The sequence below is a fragment of the Desulfomonile tiedjei genome (genome assembly GCA_016212925.1).
Lineage (GTDB): Bacteria > Desulfobacterota > Desulfomonilia > Desulfomonilales > Desulfomonilaceae > JACRDF01.
In genome coordinates this window covers 292,597-311,986 of record JACRDF010000010.1, presented here as the reverse complement: position 1 = coordinate 311,986, position 19,390 = coordinate 292,597, and the positions used below count along the sequence as shown (strand labels likewise).

Genomic DNA, 19,390 nt, shown 5'->3' with positions numbered 1-19,390 from the left:
ACGGACCCTGTAAGAGACCCAAGGCTTAACGCGCCAGGACAGACGCCCTACTCCGATTCTTGCCGGGAATGATATCGGACTGTAACACATTTCTTGTCATATGGCCTCTTTGAATTAGCGGGCTGTCGCATTTTTTGACTTTCAGGAGGCTTTTGCGTAAAGTTACAAAGGGGTGATAGAGCTTGAACTTCCTCTTCCAGTCTACCCCTGCAGCCGGTCGGCGTTCAAGAGGCTCCCAAATGAACGACCAGGACAAGACCAAAGAACAACTCCTCCATGAAGTCCGCGAATTGCGTAAAGCCGTCGCTCAGCTTGAGGCCCATGAAATTCGGCACGCGGAGGTGCCCGGCTTCGCGGGATACTCCGGGACTTTGTTCAGAAAACTCACGGAAGGGTCGGTCGTCGGCGTATACCTCATTCAGGACGACCTCTTCCGTTATGTCAATCCCACGTTGGCAAACATATTTGGTTACCAGGTTAACGAACTTCTCAACGTTCTCGGCCCCAAGGACCTCGTCTTTCCGGAAGACTGGCCCATGATGGACCAGAACCTTCGGCTCAGGCTTAGCGGTGCGTTGGAAGCGGCGCATTTACAGTTTAGAGGCCTTAAGAAGGACGGAAGGATCATTCAAGTCGAGGTTCACGGTTCTCGAACCGATTTCCACGAGAAGCCGGCTGTAATCGGAACATTACTCGACATCACCGGTCGCATACAGGCCGGGCAAGACCTTGAGACCGAATTAAACAAATTTCAGGCCCTGTATGACCTCGCTGTGGCAATGACTGCGGAGCGCAGCCTCGATGAGAACCTTCTGCTCGTCGTCGAAAAAAGCAGAGAGCTTCTCGGAGCTGACAAATCGTTCATGGCCTTGCATGACGAAAAGGCCGGACATCTGCGCATGCACGCCACATCCGGAGTAGTCACTGAGGACTTCAAGCAACTACGCATACCCATCGGCGTCGGAATGGGCGGAAAGGTGGCTCTCACGGGAAAATTGCGTGTTGTTGAAGACTATTTCCAGGAAATAGGCCCGGTGTTCCACGATGTTGTACGGGCTGAAGGACTGCTGTCCGGCATAGCTGTGCCGGTAAATATCGGAGCCAACAATTTGGGCGTGCTCTATGTATTTAACCGTACAAAGACGCCTTTTTCCCCGTCGGACCTTGACACGCTATCTCTGCTGGGCAATCTCGCTGCCTTGGAGATCAATCGTAAGAGTTCCGAGGAACGCCTTCGGGAAAGTGAAGATCGGTACAGGAGCCTGTATGAAGCCTCCAAGAGAGGCGAAGAGCTTTACGTGTCTCTGCTCAACTCCTCTGCTGACGCCATAGTCATCTACGACCTGGAAGGCAGAGCCAAATATGTGAACCGGTCGTTCACCCGCATATTCGGATGGTCCCTGGAAGATGTCGAGGGACGACGCATTCCGTTTATGCCCGATTCCGAACGAGAAGCCACGATGACCATCATTCAAGGCCTCGTTCGAGACGGCACGCCTACCGTCGGCTTTGAAACCAGGCGATTCACCAAAGACAGCCGAATGCTGGACATGAGCATCAGCGCGTCCCGTTATCGCGATCACGAGGGGATCCCCGCCGGAACATTAGTCATATTGCGGGACATCACCGATAGAAAGCAGGCCGAAGCACGGCTTCGGGAAAGTGAAGTCATGTACCGCCTGCTATACGAAGAATCCACACGGCGCGAAGAGCTGTATCGGTCGGTGCTGAATTCCTCGGCCGATGCCATTGTCATTTATGACATGGAAGGAAGAGCGCAATACGTCAGCCCGTCGTTTACCGCCATTTTCGGATGGACTATTGAAGATGTGGAAGGGAAGCGCATTCCCTTCATGCCGGAGAGCGAACGCGAAGCTTCCATGACCATTATCTACGACATCATCCGTAACGGAGATTCTTGCAGCGCTTTTGAAACAAAAAGATTCACAAAGGACGGACGCACACTCGACATCAGCATAAGCGCATCCCGGTACCACGATCATGACGGAAATGCCTCGGGAATACTGGCCATTCTGCGAAACATTACCGACAGGAAGCGAGCCGAACAGGCCCTCAGAGAAAGCGAAGAGCGCTTCAGGACCCTGGCGGAAGTGGCGCCCTTCGGGCTTGTGGTGATCCGTGCGGATGAGACTGCCGAGTATTTGAACCCCAAGTTTACCGAGATTTTCGGTTACACGCTGGAGGACGTCCCGGACACGGATACATGGTTTCTGAGGGCATACCCCAACAAGAGCCGTCGGGTAGCTGCCGCGTCAATATGGAGGGCGGAGAAAGCGGGCATCGAAGTTCGCGATGACGCAGGCGCCGAGGCCATTCCCAGGACCTTCTCCGTCCGAGCTAAGGATGGTGCTGAAAAGATCGTTGATTTTCGCGCGGTGGTCCTTGCGGACGGAAGAATCCTGGCCGCGTTCCTGGACATAACAGCCCAAGCCAAGGCCCAGCAGGAGATCGTTCGGGCGAAAAACGAGTGGGAACGCACATTTAACGCCGTGTCGGATCTGGTCGTGATCCTGGACAGTCAACACAACGTAGCCAGGGCCAACAAAGCGCTGGCTGACCGACTCGGCGTAGCGCCTGAGGATGTGGTCGGAATGAGTTGCCGCGACAAAATGCCGTATCAAAAAACCCCCGCAGCCCTCTGTCTGGACCCGGAGATCCTGGCCGACGGACTTGAGCACTCAGCGGAAATCTCCGACGAGATCCTGGGAGGGGTATTTGACCTTCGCGTTTCGCCGCTTCGTGATGAACAGGGAAAGGTCTTCGGATCGGTCCACGTGGCCCGCGACATCACCGCTGTCAAATCCATAGAACGATCAAGGAGAAGGGCTGTCCACCACCTGTCGCATGAGCTGAAAACTCCGCTCGCGATAATGAAGGCGTCGGTGAAAAACCTAGCCGATCCTAATCTGTCGCGGGCGGGCAACGAATCGAATCTGCAACGGATCAGGCGCAGCCTGCAAAGGCTCAATGAAATACAGGAGATCGTCCAGGAAATCGTGGAGCCGCGAGAATACAGGCCAAGACCTTTCCCGGTAACTGCCACCGTACACCAGATCCTCGACGATATCAGGAGCAAGATTGCTCACCGCTCGGTTGCGCTGATATCGCGGTTGGAAACGGTGAACTCGGACTCGATCGACCCGGATTTGCTCCAGAAAGTGCTCGACACTCTTGTAAAAAACTCCGTTGAGAACACCCCGGACGGAGGCGAAGTAGTCGTCTCCTTGAGCCAGGCGCCTGCTGGAGTCCTTCTACAAGTTGAGGACAGCGGCGTGGGAATTGCGCCGAGCGATCGGGAATTCCTATTTAGGGCCTTCCATACGACCCAAGACGAAGAACAGTACGCCACCAGGAACCCCTTCGACTTTGACGCGGGTGGAAAAGGCCTGGAGCTTATGCGCCTGAAGATCCTCTCCGAGGACGGCCATTTCGACATATCCTTCGACAGCCGCCGGTGCCGGCACCTCCCCACAGACAAGGACCATTGCTCCGGTAGCCTGTCCTCATGCCGATACGTAAATGGCCCTGAAGACTGCAAACAGGCCGGCGGAACGGTGTTTTCAGTGCTGTTTCGAGGTGGATTGGCCAAACGTCATTCTATGAACGAGCAATAGCCATGAAAGTATACTACGACAATGAAGTGGACGCTCTGTACTTGAAATTGGGAGATGAATCTCCGGAAGGAGTCATTGAGATTGCGGAAGGGGTTAACTTGGACACTACCGCTGAGGACAGAATAGTCGGCATAGAAATTCTCAATGCATCGGAAAAGATTGATTTAAGGACCATCCTGTCCTACACGCTGGAGCTGGATAAGGAGCTGTTACGGCAAGAGACTGTCTAAGAATGCTTCACTTGGCTGATCTTTCTGGACTCGTAATGTCTGGAAGGACACCCAAGAAGCGGTTTCGTCTGGAAACCCTTTAAACATAGCTGGAAACCCAAAGGAGCACAAACATGTCAAGTAACGATTTGGTTCTTCTCAATCAACTGCTTGACCAGCGTCTTTCTGAAATAGGGCAAGGGCTGAGTGAAGACGAGTACTTCGAGATATTCTCTGCCGAACAAGTACTTAAGGATGATGACCTGTCCTATGAAGAGTTGGCATCCGGTATAGTAGATGGCGGCGGCGATGGTGGAATAGACTCGGTCTACTTCTTCGTGAATGACGTTCCGTTTGATGAGGATACAGATGTCGCGGCCCTCAAGAAAAATGTGCCGCTTCGCTTGGTTCTGATACAGTCCAAGACTTCACCAGGCTTTTCCGAGTCAGCAGTGGACAAGATGATAAGTAGCGCCAGAGATCTCTTCGATCTTACCAAAGAAATGCGGGCCTTAGCCTGCGTATATAATGCGCAACTTATTGACAGAATGTCGCATTTCCGGGATACCTTCTTAGCACTAGCATCGAAATTTCCATCGGTTAGCTTCGAGTACGCTTATTCGACAAAGGGTACTGAAATACACCCTAATGTGGACCGCAAAGTAACGGCCTTGGAGGAAGTGATCCGAAGCTTCTTCAGTCCTGTCTCGTTTACCTTCAGGTTTCTAACCGCCTCAGATCTTCTTGCCAGTGCTCGACGTAGTCCGTCGAGTGCGACCAGCCTCCGTTTGGCAGAGAACCCGATTTCGACAGGCCAGGAGGGTTTCGTATGCCTTGTCACTCTGCGGGACTATCTTGAATTCATTACGGACGAGGACGGCCATCTCCGCTCGCATCTCTTCGAGGGCAATGTCAGAGACTACCAGGGCAAGACCGAAGTCAATGTGGAGATCCACAGAACACTGGGCACTACGGGGCCAGAAGATTTTTGGTGGCTCAACAATGGGGTCTCAATAATTTGTGCCAACGCAAGCTTGAGCGGCAAGACACTTACCATCGAGGATGCTGAGATTGTCAATGGGCTACAGTCATCCAGGGAGATTTACAACGCTTTGCACGGCAAGGATTTGTCTAAAGAACCCAGAAACTTACTCGTCAGAGTTCTGAAACCCCAAGGTGAGGAAAGCCGTGATCGCATCATTAAAGCAACGAACAGTCAAACGCCTATCCCGGCCGCGTCTCTGAGGGCAACCGACAAGATACACCGAGACATTGAGGACTATCTGTACAGCAGGGGATACTTTTACGACCGCCGGAAAAACTATTACAAGAATGTTGGAAAGCCAATTAAGAAAATATTTGGGATCCCGTTTGTGGCTCAATCCGTAATGGCTTGTGCCCTGGCGGATCCTGCAAATGCCCGTGCCCGTCCGTCAAGTCTGATAAAGAGCGAGGAAGCTTACAAACGTATATTCAATTCAGATTACCCTCTTGACGTCTACTGGAAATGTCCTGTTGTTGTCCAGACCGTTGAGGACATTCTGAAGCAAAGCGGCAACGAAGACTATCGAAAACATCTCAGCAACGTACTTTTCTACGTTGCCGCACTTTGGGTGCTGCGCCAATCGGGTCTCCCGGGTCCGAGTGTTGAAAAAGTCGCCACCATGGACGTTTCGACAGTTACACCGGAGACTGTTGGTCCAGTAGCCGTTGAGGTGTGGCAGGAGTATATGGCATTGGGAGGGACGGATCAAGTAGCCAAGGGCGGTGACCTGAAGAAGATCCTGCTTGAAAAGCACCGCCAGCAATTCTTGCAGGCATTAAAGGCGGCTCGATAGGTCGACGAAGGCTGGGAGGGCAACCCGCAGCCTTCCGGCGCGTATCTGGTTGTATTATCAGCGAGTTCATGACGCCAATTCCGTGGGCACCACGCCCAACTCTCACAAATCCGAGAATCAGGTATGGCGTTGCGGAACTGCAATTCCGGGACACCGTACGTATCGCCTCTGGCATTCGAACACGCCACTGCGAATCAAGTGTGCTGTCCCGGAACTTTCAAGATGCGAAGCTATTTGAAATCATTCAGATGCGACTTGGCCACTTACATCGAGGGTGATCTACTATGAGTACTGCGAGACTAACAGCATCAGCATCACTTACAGGTACGGCAAGAGTGAAGCATTCCTTCTACCGCCAGCACCTGCTGGCAGCAAGACATTTCGCAGGCTTGGCTGGCCAAATCGAGTTGAAGGCTTCGGTCATTGAGGCAGAAAGATCCGAACACCGCGCTTACGTCACAGGTGCCGTAGTATTCTCAGTCGCTTTTCTGGAAGCTTCGATCAACGAATTCTATCTCGAAGCGGTTGATGGAGATAGGACGCCCCTGAGTAGTCTGACCGATCAACAAATTGGAATTCTCGCTGAACTTTGGGGCGACGTCATCGATCGGTATTCGATTTTGAAGAAGTGCCAGATCGCGCTTGCGGCATGCAGCGCTCTACGTTTTGATGAGGGGGCCGAACCGTTCCAAGGAACAGACGGATTGGTCAGAATCCGCAATGCGCTAATCCATTATCGCCCAGAGTGGGATGATGAATTGCTTGGACACAAGAAGATACGGGATCGCGTGGAAAAGCGCTTCAACCCCAATCCTCTTGTTCCGTCAGGCAGCCTTTGGTTTCCGCATGTGTGCCTCGGTGCTGGTTGTGCCATGTGGTCAGTTGACCAAGCTGCTGTATTCATGCAAGATTTCTGTCATAGACTCAACATTCCTAGCCGCGTGCCGTAGTCGCCAGAATTGGCTGAATTGAAAAGCGTTGAAAGGCGGCCGGCGGGGTCAGCACAGTCTGCGAGTCAGCGGCAACTGGCGGCTCTGCTTTGCTTGGAGAGACGGGCACGTTTATGATCTGGAACTGGTTGACTATCATTGAAGAGGAAATGTGAGTTATGAAAGAAGCGAAACTACCACCGATTCATCCCGGCGAAATCTTGTTTGAAGAGTTCATGGAGCCGTTGGGGCTAAATCAGCGCCAGTTGGCCCAGGCTCTTGGAGTGAACGTCACGCGAATAAACCGGATCATCAAGGGCAAGAGCGCAATTACGGCTGACACAGCGCTTCGTCTGGGCCGGTATTTTGGTACCACTGCTCAGCTTTGGTTGAACATGCAGTCAAGGTATGACCTTGAAAAAGCTAAGGACGAGAGCGAGGCGAAGATCAAGAAAGCAGTTAAGCCTCGGACCAAAAGCGGTATTTCTGTGACGGCTGTGTGAGTCAAGCATTTGAAGCCCCACACCTCAGTTTTTGACCTGACGCCGTCAGAAAAGCTCCAGCTTGTGGAAGACTTGTGGGATGACCTTGCGACCACTCCCGAAGAGGTGCCGGTCCATGACTGGCAGAAAGAAGAGTTGGCCCGAAGAAAAGCCAATCTGATGAAGAACCCGGCCTCTGGACTTACATGGGAAGAACTCAAGAAACGGCTGCGAAGTCGCTATGGCCGCTAAGCTTATCTGGTGCAGGAAGGGAGGGATTGCGCACAGATAGGGCTCTGCGCTATACCTTAAGTGGGGAGATCGTCCATAGCAGTTGCGGAGGGAAACCATGATCGAGCTAAACGAAGAATATCTGGTTGACGAACAAGGCAATCGCAAGGCCGTGGTCGTACCTATTTCAGAATGGCAACAGGTTCTCGAATTGCTTGAAGACCTTGACGATATCCGTGCGTACGATGAAGCCAAAAACCAGCCTTCCAATCCAGTCCCCTTCGAGAAGGCAGTGTCGGAGATCCGCGAGGGGACGCCCGATCGAGGACAACTGGAACAAATAGTATGAAGAAGAGCAAGAGTGACGAGTTGCGTCCCCAGTATCGACGTGAGGACCTTGGCCAAGGCGTGAGAGGCAAGTTTTTGGAGTCTCATCGGGCCGGGACTAATTTGGTGTTGCTCAGTCCTGATGTCGCAGACGCGTTCCCGACTGAAGAGGCTGTCAATGAGGCCCTTCGTTCGCTAATCAGACTGGCGAAGAGATCTGTTGGCACAAGTGAGCGTGCCGGCCGGCAAGCCAACACTGGCGATTGATCTTAAGTAAGGAAATCGTCCATGGTATCTCTGGGGTGACGCCATGATCGAGCTACACGAAGAATACGTGGTCGACGAGAAAGGCAATCGCAAGGCTGTGGTCGTACCTATATCAGAATGGAAACAGCTTCTCGAATTGCTTGAAGAACTTGACGACATCCATGCCTATGATGAAGCCAGAAGCCATCCTTCGGAACCAATCCCCTTTGAGCAGGCAGTGTCCGAGATCCGCAATGGGATGTCGGATTGAAATACGCCGGCGGGCACAGCCCCATATGCGCTAACTTAGGAGTCATCCTCTCCAGTGTTCCGGAGGAACTCCTGATAGTAGGCCGGCGATTTATCGCCGGTTAATGGGGAAATGAAAGGGTTTTTCAGTCCCGGAGGGACGGCTGAACTTCCATGCGCGGGATCTGACCCGTCAATCGTCCCTCCGGGACGACAAATCGGTTTGGGTCGCTTTCCCGGCGATGAATCGCCGGGCTACTTTCGTTTCGTCCCTCCGGGACGAAAGAGATCAAGCACTAAAGTTAACGCCTATGGGGCACGGCCCGCCCTACCAAGAGGAATTTTCCCAATCGTAGAGTGGGCCGTGCCCCGGCTATGGCCATGACCGCGGGGTCATGTTAAATCCTCGGGGTCGAATCCGTGTTTATCACCTGGCTTCATGCAGAATCGCGCCGTCGGGTCCCAGTAGCTGAATTTTCAGCGGCATACGGCCCAAAGCGTGTGTGGAGCAGCTCAAGCAGGGATCGAACGCCCTGATTACAGCCTCCACTCTATTGAGGGCGCCTTCCGAGATCTTGTCCCCATGGACGAAACGCTTAGCCACTTGCAAGACTCCTCGGTTCATCGCCAGGTTGTTGTTTCCTGTGGCCACAATCATATTGGCCCATGTTATGAGGCCCTCTTCGTCAACCTTGTAGTGATGAATCAAAGTGCCTCGCGGGGCCTCGACAACTCCCACCCCTTCATAGTGGTTCGGTTGAGCATGCGCACGTACGTGCGTGCTCAGGATGTCCGGATCGTTTAGAAGCTTCTCCATGGTTTCGATGGAGTAAAGGATTTCGATGAGCCTCGCGTAATGATTGTAAAAGGAACTCATCACCGGGCCTCTCTCAAGCCTGGTGAACTCGGCCCATTCCTGGTCCGATTTGGTCAGTCCGCAACCGTTACAGACATTCAAGCGAGCCGCGGGTCCGACTCTGTATATGCCGTCCGGATAGCCGAGCGGTTTGTAGTAGGGAGACTTCAAGTAAGAGAAATCCTCCACGGCCTCGCCAATATAGTCCTGATACTTTGCCGGATCCACTCCGTCGGCCAGGAACCTTCCCTTGGCATCCATGAACCGAAGCGTTCCGTCAAGATGTTCCAAGTTTCCTTCCTGATTGACCAGACCCATGAAGTTCGTGGGAAAGTTGGCAAAGGTGCGAATCTCCTCCCGGTAGTTCTCCAGTGCGGCCTTGAACCACGTCAATGTCCGGCTGGTAATCTCATACGCTTCGGGGAGCAGATCCATCATCATGTTCCGGTTGTCCTCGCTCAGGGGCTTGTTCACCCCTCCAGGCACAACCCACGCGGGATGGATGCGCTTGCCTGCAAACAACTCGATGATCTGCTGCCCTATTTGGCGAAGCCTGACGCCGTCCAACGCGATATCCCGATTGGCCTCCAGCAACCCCAGGACGTTGCGCTTGGCCGGGTCTGAATCCATCCCCAACAGCAAGTCGGGCGCGGACAGGTGGAAAAAGCTCAATGCGTGGGATTGGATGTACTCTCCGCAGTTTAGCAGGCGCCGCAGTTTAACGGCGGGTTCCGGGATTCGAACGCCCAGAATCGCGTCACATGCCTTGGCTGAGGCTATGGAGTGGCTTATGGGACAGATGCCGCAAATCCTCTCCACCAGCGATGGCATTTCATAAAAAGGGCGGCCTTCACAGAACTTTTCGAAGCCCCTGAACTGAGTGACGTGGAACTGGGCGTCGGTGACCTCGCCCCTATCATCGAGACTTATGGTTATTTTCCCATGCCCTTCTATTCGGGTAATGGGCTCTATTTCTATGTGCTGAGCCATGAAAACACCTCCCACACTGCCTTATGCTCCAAAACGGGTCTTTCCGGTAAGGTCTGGAATACGCCCCTCCAGAAGCTCGCTCAAGGCCAAGAGAATTGCTTCGGACGGAGGCGGACAGCCGGGCAAGAATACGTCCACGTTGACGAATTCATGGACCGGCCTGGCACCCTTGAGCAGCTTTGGAACCCCAACATGGGGACTCCCCGGATTGTGCGAAGCGTTTTCCACGTAGCCTCGTTTAAGAATATCGTCGATCTTGAACTGATTGCGCATGCCGGGCACGTTGGCTGTGACCGCGCAATCACCGAAAGAAACTACAAGGTATGACCTGTTGCGAATGAGCCGTATCTTCTTCTCGTCGTCTTCGCTGCTGACCGCTCCTTCCACAAGCGTCACGTCCACTCCTTCGGGAAACTCTTTGAAGTCTACGAGCGGCCCGTAGACCAGATCGAACATCGGGGCCACATCGGCAATCTTCTGGTCTATATCCAGGAAAGACATGTGGCAGCCGGAGCAGCCGTCCAGCCAGGTGGTGGCTATACGGACCTTCTTTTTGGAAGGCTCGGGTTGCGGTTCCATGGGGGGCGAGGCTTCTTCCACTGTAGCCATTTGTTCCGTTTCCGTTGCGCTCATCTCAGTTCCTCCCTCCTCATCATTTGGAGATATGGCAAGAACTGTTTGCGTTTGGTCATTTCCGCCACGGATTTGCCCTTTTCCGAGAGTGCGCCCGTTGGGCAGACGTGGACGCACTTGCCGCACCCGGTGCAAGTCTGGGATGTCCCCCAAGGCTGATTCAGGTCCGTGATCACGCGTGAGTCAATGCCGCGGCCCATCGCTTCCCATGTCGCAGCTCCCTCAACTTCGTCGCAGACGCGTACGCAGCGCTGGCACAGGATGCAGCGGTTGTGGTCCACTGAAAACCGTTCATGCGTATGATCGACGGAATACCGGGGATAAATATAGTCGTAGTGCACGTGGGTCATTCCCAGTTCCAGGGCCAGTGCTTGCAGTTCGCAATGGCCGTTTGAGACACAGACGGAGCAAACATGGTTCCGCTCCGTGAAGATCAGTTCCAGAATCTTCTTGCGGTACCCCACAACTCGCTCGGAATTGGTGATGACCTCCATGTCCTGCCTTGGGAGAGTCACACAAGCCGGCATTAGTCTGGGAGCGCCCTTGACCTCCACAATGCACAAGCGGCAGGCCCCTCGTTCGGACAAGCCCTCGAGGTGACACAGCGTGGGTATGTTAATGCCGTTCTGACGGGCCACCGTGAGGATGGTCTCATCTTCACGGGCGGTAACATCACGGCCGTCTATTTTGAACATCAACATGCGGACGGGATTGACGTCGGCGCGCGCTTTATCGCTTTTCGTGAACTCGGGCATTTTCATTTCGCCTCCTTGGAGCCGCCCATGCCGCATGCTCCGGCCGGACAGGATTTTTCTTTGATGTGAGCCATGTATTCGTCACGGAAATAGCGGAGCGTGCTCATCACCGGATTGGGGGCGGTCTGGCCCAGTCCGCACAAACTGGTGCTTTTCACCAGATCGCACAGTTCTTCGAGCATTCGGACGTCCGCAGGCTTGCCGTCACCACCGGTGATCTTGGAAAGCAAATTGTGTATTTGAGTAGTCCCGACCCTGCACGGCACACATTTGCCGCAGGATTCGGACATACAGAATTCCATGAAAAACTTTGCCACATCCACCATGCAAGACGAGTCGTCCATGACGATCATTCCGCCGGAACCCATGATCGAGCCCACCTGAGCCAGGGACTCATAGTCCACCGGCATGTCGAGGTGTTGGTGCGGGATGCATCCGCCTGAAGGACCACCGGTCTGGACGGCCTTGAAGTTTCGCCCCTCGGGAATGCCTCCGCCGATGTCAAAGACAATCTCGCGCAGGGAGGTCCCCATAGGTACTTCGATGAGACCTGTATTGTTCACTCGACCGGCAAGCGCAAAGACCTTGGTACCCTTGCTCTTCTCAGTGCCGATGCTGGCGAACCATTTGCCGCCCTTGCGGATTATCGGCGGGATATTCGCAAGTGTCTCCACGTTGTTGATGAGAGTCGGATAGCCCCAGAGGCCGAATTCAGCAGGGAAAGGCGGGCGTGGTCGAGGAGTGCCTCGCCGGCCCTCGATCGAGGCGATTAGAGCGGTTTCTTCTCCGCATACGAATGCGCCTGCGCCGAGGCGGACCTTGACATCAAAATTGAATGGGGTGTTGAAGATGTTGTTCCCCAGCACGCCGAGGCGTTCCGCCTGTGCGATGGCTGTCCGAAGCCGTTTCACCGCGAGCGGGTACTCCGCTCGGACGTAGATGAACCCGTGGCTTGCACCTACAGCCGCTCCGGCAATGGCCATCCCTTCGATGACCCGGTGCGGGTCGCTTTCAAGGACACTGCGATCCATGAATGCGCCCGGGTCCCCCTCATCCGCGTTGCAGACGATGAACTTGGTGCTGCTGTTGGCCTTGGAAACCGCGGTCCACTTCAAGCCGGTGGGGAAGCCCGCACCACCTCGGCCACGCAATCCGCTTGCTACGACCTCTTCAATTATTTCGGAGGGAGCGGCAGACCTCGAGGCGAGATAAAGACCTTCATAACCGCCTGCGGCAATGTAATCCTCGATGCGCTCCGGGTCGATTTTGCCGCAGTTTTCCAGGACTATCTTTTCCTGGCGCTTGAAGAACGGCAACTGCGAGGAACCATCCAATCTGCTTACAGGCGCTCCTCCCAACGAATCCAGGATCTCGGAAACGTCTGTGACCTGCACTGACCGGTAGTACGTGCCTTGCGGTTCCACGGCAATCAAAGGTCCTGCCGCGCATAGTCCCAGGCATCCGACGCCCTTCACATCGACCCAGTTCTCCAGCCCGCGGATATTGACTTCCTTCTCGAATGCCGCCTTGAGCAGATCGCTCTGACAAGACAGGCACCCTGCCGCAACGCAGATGTGGATTTTGTGCTTAAATCCTTCCTGTCTGTCTTTCTCGATTTTCGCTATACCCTGGAGATCTTCAAGACTCAGTGTCATGGTCCGTCCACCTCCCTATTCTCTCCAGGACATCGGGCGGGGTCATTCTGCCTTTTACCTCGCCGTCAAAGACCACCGCGGGCGCCAAGCCGCACGAGCCAAGACATCTGGCGGTTACGAGGGACACTCTTCCGTCAGGTGTGGTCTCCCCTGGAGTTATGCCGACGGTCCGCTCGATGTTGTCCAAAATTGCGGACGCTCCCCCGATGTAGCAAGCGGTGCCCTTGCAAACCACGCACGTGTGGTCTCCGGGGGGTTTGAGAGCGAAATAGTGATAAAAAGTCGCGACCCCGTAAACACGGCTCAAAGGCACGTGCAGTCCTTCCGCGACGTATTTCAGGGCGTCCAGATCGATGAAACCGAAATGCTCCTGAACCGCATGGAGCGTTTCGATTAAGGCGTGAGGTGCGTTTCCATGAAGGCGCATGGTCCTGTTCACCAGCCGCCACCGCTGATCTCCACCAGATTTGGAAGATTCCTTCGCCTTTTCTTCCATCTTGATTTCCCTTCGTTTCAAGAAACCGTTGAACTTGTCCCAAGGTTTCGACCTCGACTCCTCAGAGGAGCAAGACCTGTGCCATAGGCTCAGGCCGCAAAAACCAAGACGGGAAAGGGAAAAGACTGCAGAACGAATCGGGTGGGAAATTTGATTGTCAGGCTTTTTTACACACTGTAAAGCAGGAGGATTACGAGAACCGCTATTTTCTTGAGATCCGGCAGTTGTACAGGTGAAGCTCGCCAGATAATCCGCTGAACTAAATTGGTTTGCCTGAGCCAGGATTATTCGGAGGGCAACTCAAAAAATGTATGTTCTTCTGCCCAACCATCTGATATGGTGAAAAGGTACTCTGTGCGTTCAGTTATTGCCCAGCAAATGGCATACCGTATGAGTTATATGAGCCTGGCCTAGTAGCACCAGACGAGACGTCAAAGCCCATGAAAAAACGTAGACTGAGTCAGTCTTTAGCGCAGCGGCTTGAACGATTGAGGACCACGCGGAAGTCATTTCTCGATTATGACAAGAACTTCCTGATGAATTTTTGTGAGCAAGCGTCTTTCATGCACTACGTGCTGAGCATGAAACCCGTCAAGCAAAAAATGGTCACCATCGCGGCAGCCGGGTATATGGTTTCTTTGGTGACCTGCTGGGAGACTTTTTTCAGGGATGTCTTCATATGCTTGTGTGAGCTAGACAAGACATTTGGGGCAAAATGTCTGGACATGACGAAGGCCAAGGATGATTTAGGACGACAATGCCGGGGCGATATCAAGGTTTCGGAATACTTGAGCCAACACTTCAATTTTCAGAACGAACACGACATTGAAGAAGCCTTTGCCCCGCTATTTGAAGGTCGTCTTCTTGAAAGCGTTATGTCTTATGAAATTCCTTTGGTCGCCGTCCTCGACGCAGTCGTCCGGGGCTTTCGTCTTGACGGTTTCTTTCCACATTGGCGTGAACTCGTAAATTTGTGTTTCGAACAAAGACACGAGATTATACATGATGCAAATTATAGGCCGAAAATCCCAAGGAATCGGATGGGTGAACTGGAGGCTCTGTTCCTTCTCGTCCCACAAGTGTTTACCGTCTGGCTGATCTACAGATACGGGCAAGAGAGGCTCTCTGAAAAGAACTTCATCTTTTTTGAAATTAAGACAGCCGACATACGATGTCCGTACTTGTTTTCCATGCGGGACGTATTGTCCGACGACTGGGAGGTTACTGAGGAGCAAGACAGTGAAGTCGGCTTAGTCATGGGACCAGCGGCCAGGATGGGTACCGTTCCCGAGCACATTTCCTGCCCACGGGTGGTTTTCCGCTCCGACGCCGACCCAGACTCGGGAACGTGATCGTGGGACTATTGCGAGCAGTCATGTCGCCTTCGGGGTGAAGGCCTCTCCAATTACCGGAGCGATGGAACCACCTTACCGGCCATGTTACAGGACCAAAGTTGGTTGAACATGAACGTGATGATCGCCGTTATTCCTTGGGCATGCGTGCGTTGAACTCCGATAAAAGTGCTCAGCGGCGTTTCCTATGGTGCTTGATCAAACTGATCGACGAAGTTCATCTTGCGGTCACGACTTCTAAGAGTAACCATTCAGTCTTGCGGGGGTAGAAGGGATTTTGAGCCCTGAAGGGGCGTACCAATGGTAGCCACGGGTGTAACCCGTGGACCGGAAGCACTGACACAGCCCTGAATCACCGACCCTGGAGGGGTCGACCAATCCCGAAGTCCAACTCACTTTCATGGTCGACCCCTCCAGGGTCGGTGATCCAAATGATTGTATGGACCATTCTCCACGGGCTTACGAAACTGTCTCAAAACTGACAATTTCAACACATGGTCGGTACGGCGCGGTTCGTGAACCGCCCGAAATCTGGGCGCTTCTCGAAGCGCCCCTACCCGGAAATGCGTCCATCTCAGGGTTTTGAGACACTTTCTTACGCCCGTGGCTACCGTCGGGCTGCCCCTTCGGGGCATGGGAGACGCTCCCGCACGTAAGTGAATGATTACTCCTAAGAACATTTTGCGCTTGACTCGCTGGCCACAATGTAAGATCTGATCGGAAGCTTTTACAGGAGATCAAGTCATGTTCCCGGTGCAATTCGATCATTCTGTTCTCGACACCTTGCCTGTACCCACCAATCAAGATGTCGCCAGAGTAACCCAGATTCTGAGGGCCATCGTGTCCCGACGGATCATGCCCTATTTCAAGAAAAGCAGAGGGACCGATCCTATTGTGGCCGCGCGGGTTATGGACCATGTGACAATAGAGCGTTTGGAGGACGATCAAAATCGAGTGCGCTGCGTGAGCCTGATCACCATGAGGGAATACCTATGGGTACTGCATGTTCATGAAAGAGTTTTTGACTACATCACTTTTGCGATTCCCAGTGCTCCAGAGTCTCGGCTCGGCGGAGAAACCCCGGAAGAAGGAAAGATACTTGCTTTAGCCGAATTCATGTTGCGCCACCAGGTCGAGCACTTGCTCTACCCGTTAAGAGCCGAACGCGAGGTGATCCAGTCCGATGCGGCCTTCGCCATGGAGAGGCGAGAGGCGGACCCCACATTTTATCGTATGCTGCGCCAGTCTTTGTCCGACCCGATGAATGGTATCACCGGGGCCCAGTATCTCTCGCTTTTCGATTTCGCGGAAAAAGCCGAGCCCACCCAGGACATCTTGGACCAGATTGTGGACCAATTCGCGCCGGTCCTGGCGGATCTTCCCGAAAACCTTGCGGAGGACGTGTTCAGCCTTCTTGACATTGAACTCAAGACCAAGGTCTTGGGCGTTTGCTATCAATGGAGCGCGGATGCCTCATACTCATTGCCGAAAAGGGCTTCTATCCTTTACAGGCTGCTAAGACTCTTCCTGATGCTGAAAACCTGCGACCGCAATGAAGCCAAGGCTGTCCTGGGCGGTTTCAACGACCGTTGGGGACTTGAGGGGGTGCTACGCGATCTGGGCCTCCCTAAAGAAAGGTGGGCCGTCAACGACGAGGCCGGCACTCTTGCCCTGTTTGAAGAGCGGCTGAACAAGTTCCTCGACGAAACCAGAGATTTTCAGCCTAAGGTCGGTCCGACGCAGGCCCTTCCAGCGGCGCCGTCGAAGCCTGTCCAACCGGAGGCCAAGACCCTCAAGGACCGCATTGAAGAAGTGCGCAACAATCCTGCCTTTCCGCTTCAGGTCATGGAAGTGATCGACAAGAACAAGCTGAACACGGCCGGAGTCAGCGGTTACAAATACAATGAGCTTATCGAGACGCTTCTGGCAATACCCTGGGGAAGGATACATAGTATTGACGTATTGCCCGAGGAATTCGAGGCCGGCCTGAACAATACTCACTACGGACTGTGTAGACCCAAGGAGACCATCTGCGACTTCTTCACCAACCTCATCTGGAGGTACAAGAGTTTTTCAGAAAAGAATCCGGCAGGATGGCGACGAAACGGAAGCTCCTTTTTGTTCGTCGGTCCGCCGGGAGTTGGCAAGACAAGCTTTGCCATTTCCATCGCCGAGAATCTCCGTATCCCATATCACAAACTCTCCCTCGGCGGGATGAAGGACGAGGCTGATTTACGAGGCCACGGATTCACTTATGAGGGCTCAAAACCGGGTGCGATCGTTCAGGGACTCATCAGAATGGCGGCCATGAACGGCATGTTCATAATGGATGAAGCCGACAAGACGGAAAAATTCGCCATCTCCACCCTTCTGGAAATCCTGGACCCCGAACAGAATCATCTGTTTCACGATAAATACACACAAACAACCGTGGACATAGACCTGTCCAATTGCCATTTCGTCCTTACCGCCAACACCCTGGAAACCGTTCCGCCGCCTGTTATCAATAGATGCGAAGTGGTCATCCTGGATCGGTACAGTCTGGACGAGAAAGTGGCCATAGCCCAACAGCACCTGATTGAACGGGTCCGGCAGAGATATCAGATCGACGCGGAACAGATCGCTCTGGACCCGGACCAGGAAGAGGACCTTCTGAGGTATCTGGTCAAGACCTACACCCGTGAGGCCGGCGTGCGGGAGCTGGAACGAATAATACGGACCCTATTCCTGAGGATATTCAGAAAGGAACTGCTGACAAAGCAAAGCGCCTCCGTGGTCATCACCAGGCAGAAAGTGAAGCAGTACCTCGAAGAACCACTTCCTCCAAGGCTGATCAACCCTGATGACCGAGTCGGTGAAACCATGGCCCTGGGCATCAATGTGGAGCTTGGTATCGGCTCGATGATTCCCATCCAGGCCACGGAGATCCAGCCGGGCGTTCCGGGCGAACCGCGTCAGGCTTACCTCAGTGTGGTTCACGCTACAGGAAACATCCAAAGAATCATGGACGAAAGCCGCAAAGTTGCCGCAACCGCTATCCAGTACTGTGGCGACAAGCTCGGGCTCTCGGGCGATCAGGAAAGGGGCCCTATTCATCTGCACTTCATGGGCGGTTCAACGCCAAAGGACGGCCCGTCCGCGGGAGGCGCGATCGCTTTGGCTCTAGCTTCGGTTCTTTCACGTCGTCGGGTCAGGAGAGACGTGGCCATGACCGGCGAGATCGACACCCAGGGAAGAATCACCTTGGTCGGAGGCCTGGACGTCAAGCTGGAAACCGCATGCGACGCGGGGTGCAAGACGGTGATCATCCCGAGAGAGAACCTCTATGGGCAAGAAGGCATCGAACGCTTGTCCGATGCCCTGAAGCACGAGATCCAGGCGCTCACTTACGAGGAATGGAAAGGCGTTCATGAAGTTTTTGACCATTCCAGGCACGTGTTGCAGGTAGTCGCTGTCGACCATATGGCACAGGCTGCCGACGTGGCGTTCATCTACGAAGAAGACCTGAAGCGCCTTGAAACTTGCCTCGTTCCTCACGCGCGCGAGGTTTCAGAAGCGCTGGCTGACTCACGCAAGGCGCCAAGCCCCTGTTTTCTTATCATATACGCCAAAGACGTTAATGAGCTTGAACTGGATAACGTCCGGGAACTCCCTGTCGCGGGTTGCGGCTCCGTGCTACTGGCATCGGAAGAGATGCGACGGGTAATCCTTTCCCGCTTCCCCACCATTGAGGAACACGCCCAATTATGGGAGTTTGATCCGAGCCGCGAGAATCTCGGCTCTGTCCTCGCGAAGATTGATGACTCGCTGGAGGGGAACCTACAGGGGCTGGTGCGTCTGTCGGTACTCGCGCCGTTCTTCTTCCTGGTGCAACAGAGACCGTTTCTGGAAAAATTTTATCAAGATGCGTCTCTTAAAGGTTTAATCCTTTTCGCCAACAACTACACAGTGCAAGGGGTGAAGATCAAGGCCTCCAAGGCGGTCCTGAACAACGTGTATCAATATCTGTCATTGCTCGACCGCGAACAGTTGGACGTATGTCCATTCCTGAGCAAGCGAGACGGCATTTATGTCATTGACCTGTCCTTCATACCTGAGAAGTATCGACTTGATGTGAAGCGAGCGCAGGAGATTTTGGACAAAAGCCTCAGGAAATGGCTGGAGGCGCTAGAGACTGAGGCATATAAACCGCGGGATGGCGGGCACGGCCCGCCCTACGAACTCCGTGAGGATTCATCAAGACAGTAGCCGCTCAAGATATTCGGAGGAAAAATCATTCATGGCGAATCAAGAAGCGGAAAAGAGCCGAAGGCCCTCTTGGAAAGTGGTTCTCTCGGCTCTTGGGGTGGTGTTTCTCATCATGACTGCGACCTTGATATTGTCAGCCTTATTAGTAACTCCGGGGCCTTCTCCGGTCATCCTAGGGTACTAGATGATCTGGAGGAAACTGACTATGTCGACCCCGTAGGATGCGGTGATCCCGCGGTTCGCGGGAGAACCGCATCGG

General features: G+C 53.8%; 19 protein-coding genes. 13 read left to right on the top strand and 6 right to left on the bottom strand.

What is annotated here, in order from left to right; translation table 11 throughout:
- Nucleotides 1-239: 239 nt before the first annotated feature.
- From HY913_05540 to HY913_05495, 10 genes are all read left to right on the top strand, one after another.
- Nucleotides 240-3,635 (top strand): PAS domain S-box protein, encoded by a 3,396-nt coding sequence (locus HY913_05540; protein MBI4962723.1) that lies wholly within the window; start codon nt 240-242, stop codon nt 3,633-3,635.
- Nucleotides 3,636-3,637: 2 nt separating this feature from the next.
- Nucleotides 3,638-3,865, top strand: coding sequence for a DUF2283 domain-containing protein (locus tag HY913_05535; GenBank protein ID MBI4962722.1), 228 nt, complete (start codon nt 3,638-3,640; stop codon nt 3,863-3,865).
- A 113-nt stretch (nt 3,866-3,978) separates the two neighbouring features.
- Nucleotides 3,979-5,682 (top strand): AIPR family protein, encoded by a 1,704-nt coding sequence (locus tag HY913_05530; protein MBI4962721.1) that lies wholly within the window; start codon nt 3,979-3,981, stop codon nt 5,680-5,682.
- A gap of 284 nt (nt 5,683-5,966) precedes the next feature.
- Nucleotides 5,967-6,632, top strand: coding sequence for a hypothetical protein (locus HY913_05525; GenBank protein ID MBI4962720.1), 666 nt, complete (start codon nt 5,967-5,969; stop codon nt 6,630-6,632).
- Nucleotides 6,633-6,660: 28 nt separating this feature from the next.
- Nucleotides 6,661-6,774 (top strand): type II toxin-antitoxin system RelE/ParE family toxin, encoded by a 114-nt coding sequence (locus HY913_05520; GenBank protein ID MBI4962719.1) that lies wholly within the window; start codon nt 6,661-6,663, stop codon nt 6,772-6,774.
- Nucleotides 6,775-6,790: 16 nt separating this feature from the next.
- The gene (locus HY913_05515) at nt 6,791-7,114 is read left to right on the top strand and encodes a HigA family addiction module antidote protein (protein ID MBI4962718.1); all 324 of its coding nucleotides are present in this window, start codon (nt 6,791-6,793) and stop codon (nt 7,112-7,114) included.
- Between the two features lie 9 nt (nt 7,115-7,123).
- Complete coding sequence (locus HY913_05510) at nt 7,124-7,345, top strand: addiction module protein (GenBank protein ID MBI4962717.1); 222 nt, start codon at nt 7,124-7,126, stop codon at nt 7,343-7,345.
- A 100-nt stretch (nt 7,346-7,445) separates the two neighbouring features.
- Nucleotides 7,446-7,673, top strand: coding sequence for a hypothetical protein (locus HY913_05505; protein MBI4962716.1), 228 nt, complete (start codon nt 7,446-7,448; stop codon nt 7,671-7,673).
- Nucleotides 7,670-7,918, top strand: a complete 249-nt coding sequence (locus tag HY913_05500) for a hypothetical protein (protein ID MBI4962715.1) — start codon at nt 7,670-7,672, stop codon at nt 7,916-7,918. The genes HY913_05505 and HY913_05500 overlap by 4 nt, the downstream gene beginning before the upstream one ends.
- 46 nt (nt 7,919-7,964) lie before the next feature.
- On the top strand, nt 7,965-8,168 hold the full coding sequence (locus HY913_05495; GenBank protein MBI4962714.1) for a hypothetical protein: 204 nt from the start codon (nt 7,965-7,967) through the stop codon (nt 8,166-8,168).
- Nucleotides 8,169-8,573: 405 nt separating this feature from the next.
- Here the strand turns inward: HY913_05495 and HY913_05490 are convergent, their stop codons facing one another.
- The 5 genes from HY913_05490 to hoxE are packed head-to-tail and all read right to left on the bottom strand — an operon-like array spanning nt 8,574 to nt 13,531.
- Nucleotides 8,574-9,992 carry a Ni/Fe hydrogenase subunit alpha gene (locus tag HY913_05490; GenBank protein MBI4962713.1) on the bottom strand — a complete coding sequence of 473 codons (1,419 nt, stop codon included), beginning with the start codon at nt 9,990-9,992 and terminating at the stop codon, nt 8,574-8,576.
- A gap of 21 nt (nt 9,993-10,013) precedes the next feature.
- The gene (locus HY913_05485) at nt 10,014-10,571 is read right to left on the bottom strand and encodes an NADP oxidoreductase (GenBank protein ID MBI4962712.1); all 558 of its coding nucleotides are present in this window, start codon (nt 10,569-10,571) and stop codon (nt 10,014-10,016) included.
- A gap of 50 nt (nt 10,572-10,621) precedes the next feature.
- Entirely contained in the window at nt 10,622-11,380 is a 759-nt protein-coding gene (gene hoxU, locus HY913_05480; GenBank protein ID MBI4962711.1) for a bidirectional hydrogenase complex protein HoxU, read from the bottom strand.
- A 2-nt stretch (nt 11,381-11,382) separates the two neighbouring features.
- Nucleotides 11,383-13,029, bottom strand: a complete 1,647-nt coding sequence (gene nuoF, locus HY913_05475) for an NADH-quinone oxidoreductase subunit NuoF (GenBank protein MBI4962710.1) — start codon at nt 13,027-13,029, stop codon at nt 11,383-11,385.
- Nucleotides 13,019-13,531, bottom strand: a complete 513-nt coding sequence (gene hoxE / locus HY913_05470) for a bidirectional hydrogenase complex protein HoxE (protein ID MBI4962709.1) — start codon at nt 13,529-13,531, stop codon at nt 13,019-13,021. Before hoxE ends, nuoF begins: the two co-directional genes overlap by 11 nt.
- 440 nt (nt 13,532-13,971) lie before the next feature.
- Here hoxE and HY913_05465 point away from each other — a divergent pair, with 440 nt between their 5' ends.
- Nucleotides 13,972-14,883: a hypothetical protein gene (locus tag HY913_05465; protein MBI4962708.1), complete on the top strand. Its 912-nt coding sequence runs from the start codon at nt 13,972-13,974 to the stop codon at nt 14,881-14,883.
- 237 nt (nt 14,884-15,120) lie between these two features.
- On the opposite strand, the gene HY913_05460 is transcribed toward HY913_05465, so the two are convergent.
- Nucleotides 15,121-15,285: a hypothetical protein gene (locus HY913_05460; protein MBI4962707.1), complete on the bottom strand. Its 165-nt coding sequence runs from the start codon at nt 15,283-15,285 to the stop codon at nt 15,121-15,123.
- 342 nt (nt 15,286-15,627) lie between these two features.
- On the opposite strand from HY913_05460, the gene HY913_05455 reads away from it, so the two are divergent.
- Nucleotides 15,628-19,131, top strand: coding sequence for an AAA family ATPase (locus tag HY913_05455; GenBank protein ID MBI4962706.1), 3,504 nt, complete (start codon nt 15,628-15,630; stop codon nt 19,129-19,131).
- Between the two features lie 31 nt (nt 19,132-19,162).
- Nucleotides 19,163-19,315 (top strand): hypothetical protein, encoded by a 153-nt coding sequence (locus tag HY913_05450; protein ID MBI4962705.1) that lies wholly within the window; start codon nt 19,163-19,165, stop codon nt 19,313-19,315.
- The last annotated feature ends 75 nt before the right edge of the window (nt 19,316-19,390 follow it).

Bases quoted from the DNA above. Each gene is read 5' to 3' on its own strand.
- HY913_05540 (MBI4962723.1), top strand. From the start codon at position 240: ATGAACGACCAGGACAAGACCAAAGAACAACTCCTCCATGAAGTCCGC.
- HY913_05535 (MBI4962722.1), top strand. From the start codon at position 3,638: ATGAAAGTATACTACGACAATGAAGTGGACGCTCTGTACTTGAAATTG.
- HY913_05530 (MBI4962721.1), top strand. From the start codon at position 3,979: ATGTCAAGTAACGATTTGGTTCTTCTCAATCAACTGCTTGACCAGCGT.
- HY913_05525 (MBI4962720.1), top strand. From the start codon at position 5,967: ATGAGTACTGCGAGACTAACAGCATCAGCATCACTTACAGGTACGGCA.
- HY913_05515 (MBI4962718.1), top strand. From the start codon at position 6,791: ATGAAAGAAGCGAAACTACCACCGATTCATCCCGGCGAAATCTTGTTT.
- HY913_05500 (MBI4962715.1), top strand. From the start codon at position 7,670: ATGAAGAAGAGCAAGAGTGACGAGTTGCGTCCCCAGTATCGACGTGAG.
- HY913_05490 (MBI4962713.1), bottom strand. From the start codon at position 9,992: ATGGCTCAGCACATAGAAATAGAGCCCATTACCCGAATAGAAGGGCAT.
- HY913_05485 (MBI4962712.1), bottom strand. From the start codon at position 10,571: ATGGAACCGCAACCCGAGCCTTCCAAAAAGAAGGTCCGTATAGCCACC.
- hoxU (MBI4962711.1), bottom strand. From the start codon at position 11,380: ATGCCCGAGTTCACGAAAAGCGATAAAGCGCGCGCCGACGTCAATCCC.
- hoxE (MBI4962709.1), bottom strand. From the start codon at position 13,531: ATGGAAGAAAAGGCGAAGGAATCTTCCAAATCTGGTGGAGATCAGCGG.
- HY913_05465 (MBI4962708.1), top strand. From the start codon at position 13,972: ATGAAAAAACGTAGACTGAGTCAGTCTTTAGCGCAGCGGCTTGAACGA.
- HY913_05460 (MBI4962707.1), bottom strand. From the start codon at position 15,285: ATGAAAGTGAGTTGGACTTCGGGATTGGTCGACCCCTCCAGGGTCGGT.
- HY913_05455 (MBI4962706.1), top strand. From the start codon at position 15,628: ATGTTCCCGGTGCAATTCGATCATTCTGTTCTCGACACCTTGCCTGTA.
- HY913_05450 (MBI4962705.1), top strand. From the start codon at position 19,163: ATGGCGAATCAAGAAGCGGAAAAGAGCCGAAGGCCCTCTTGGAAAGTG.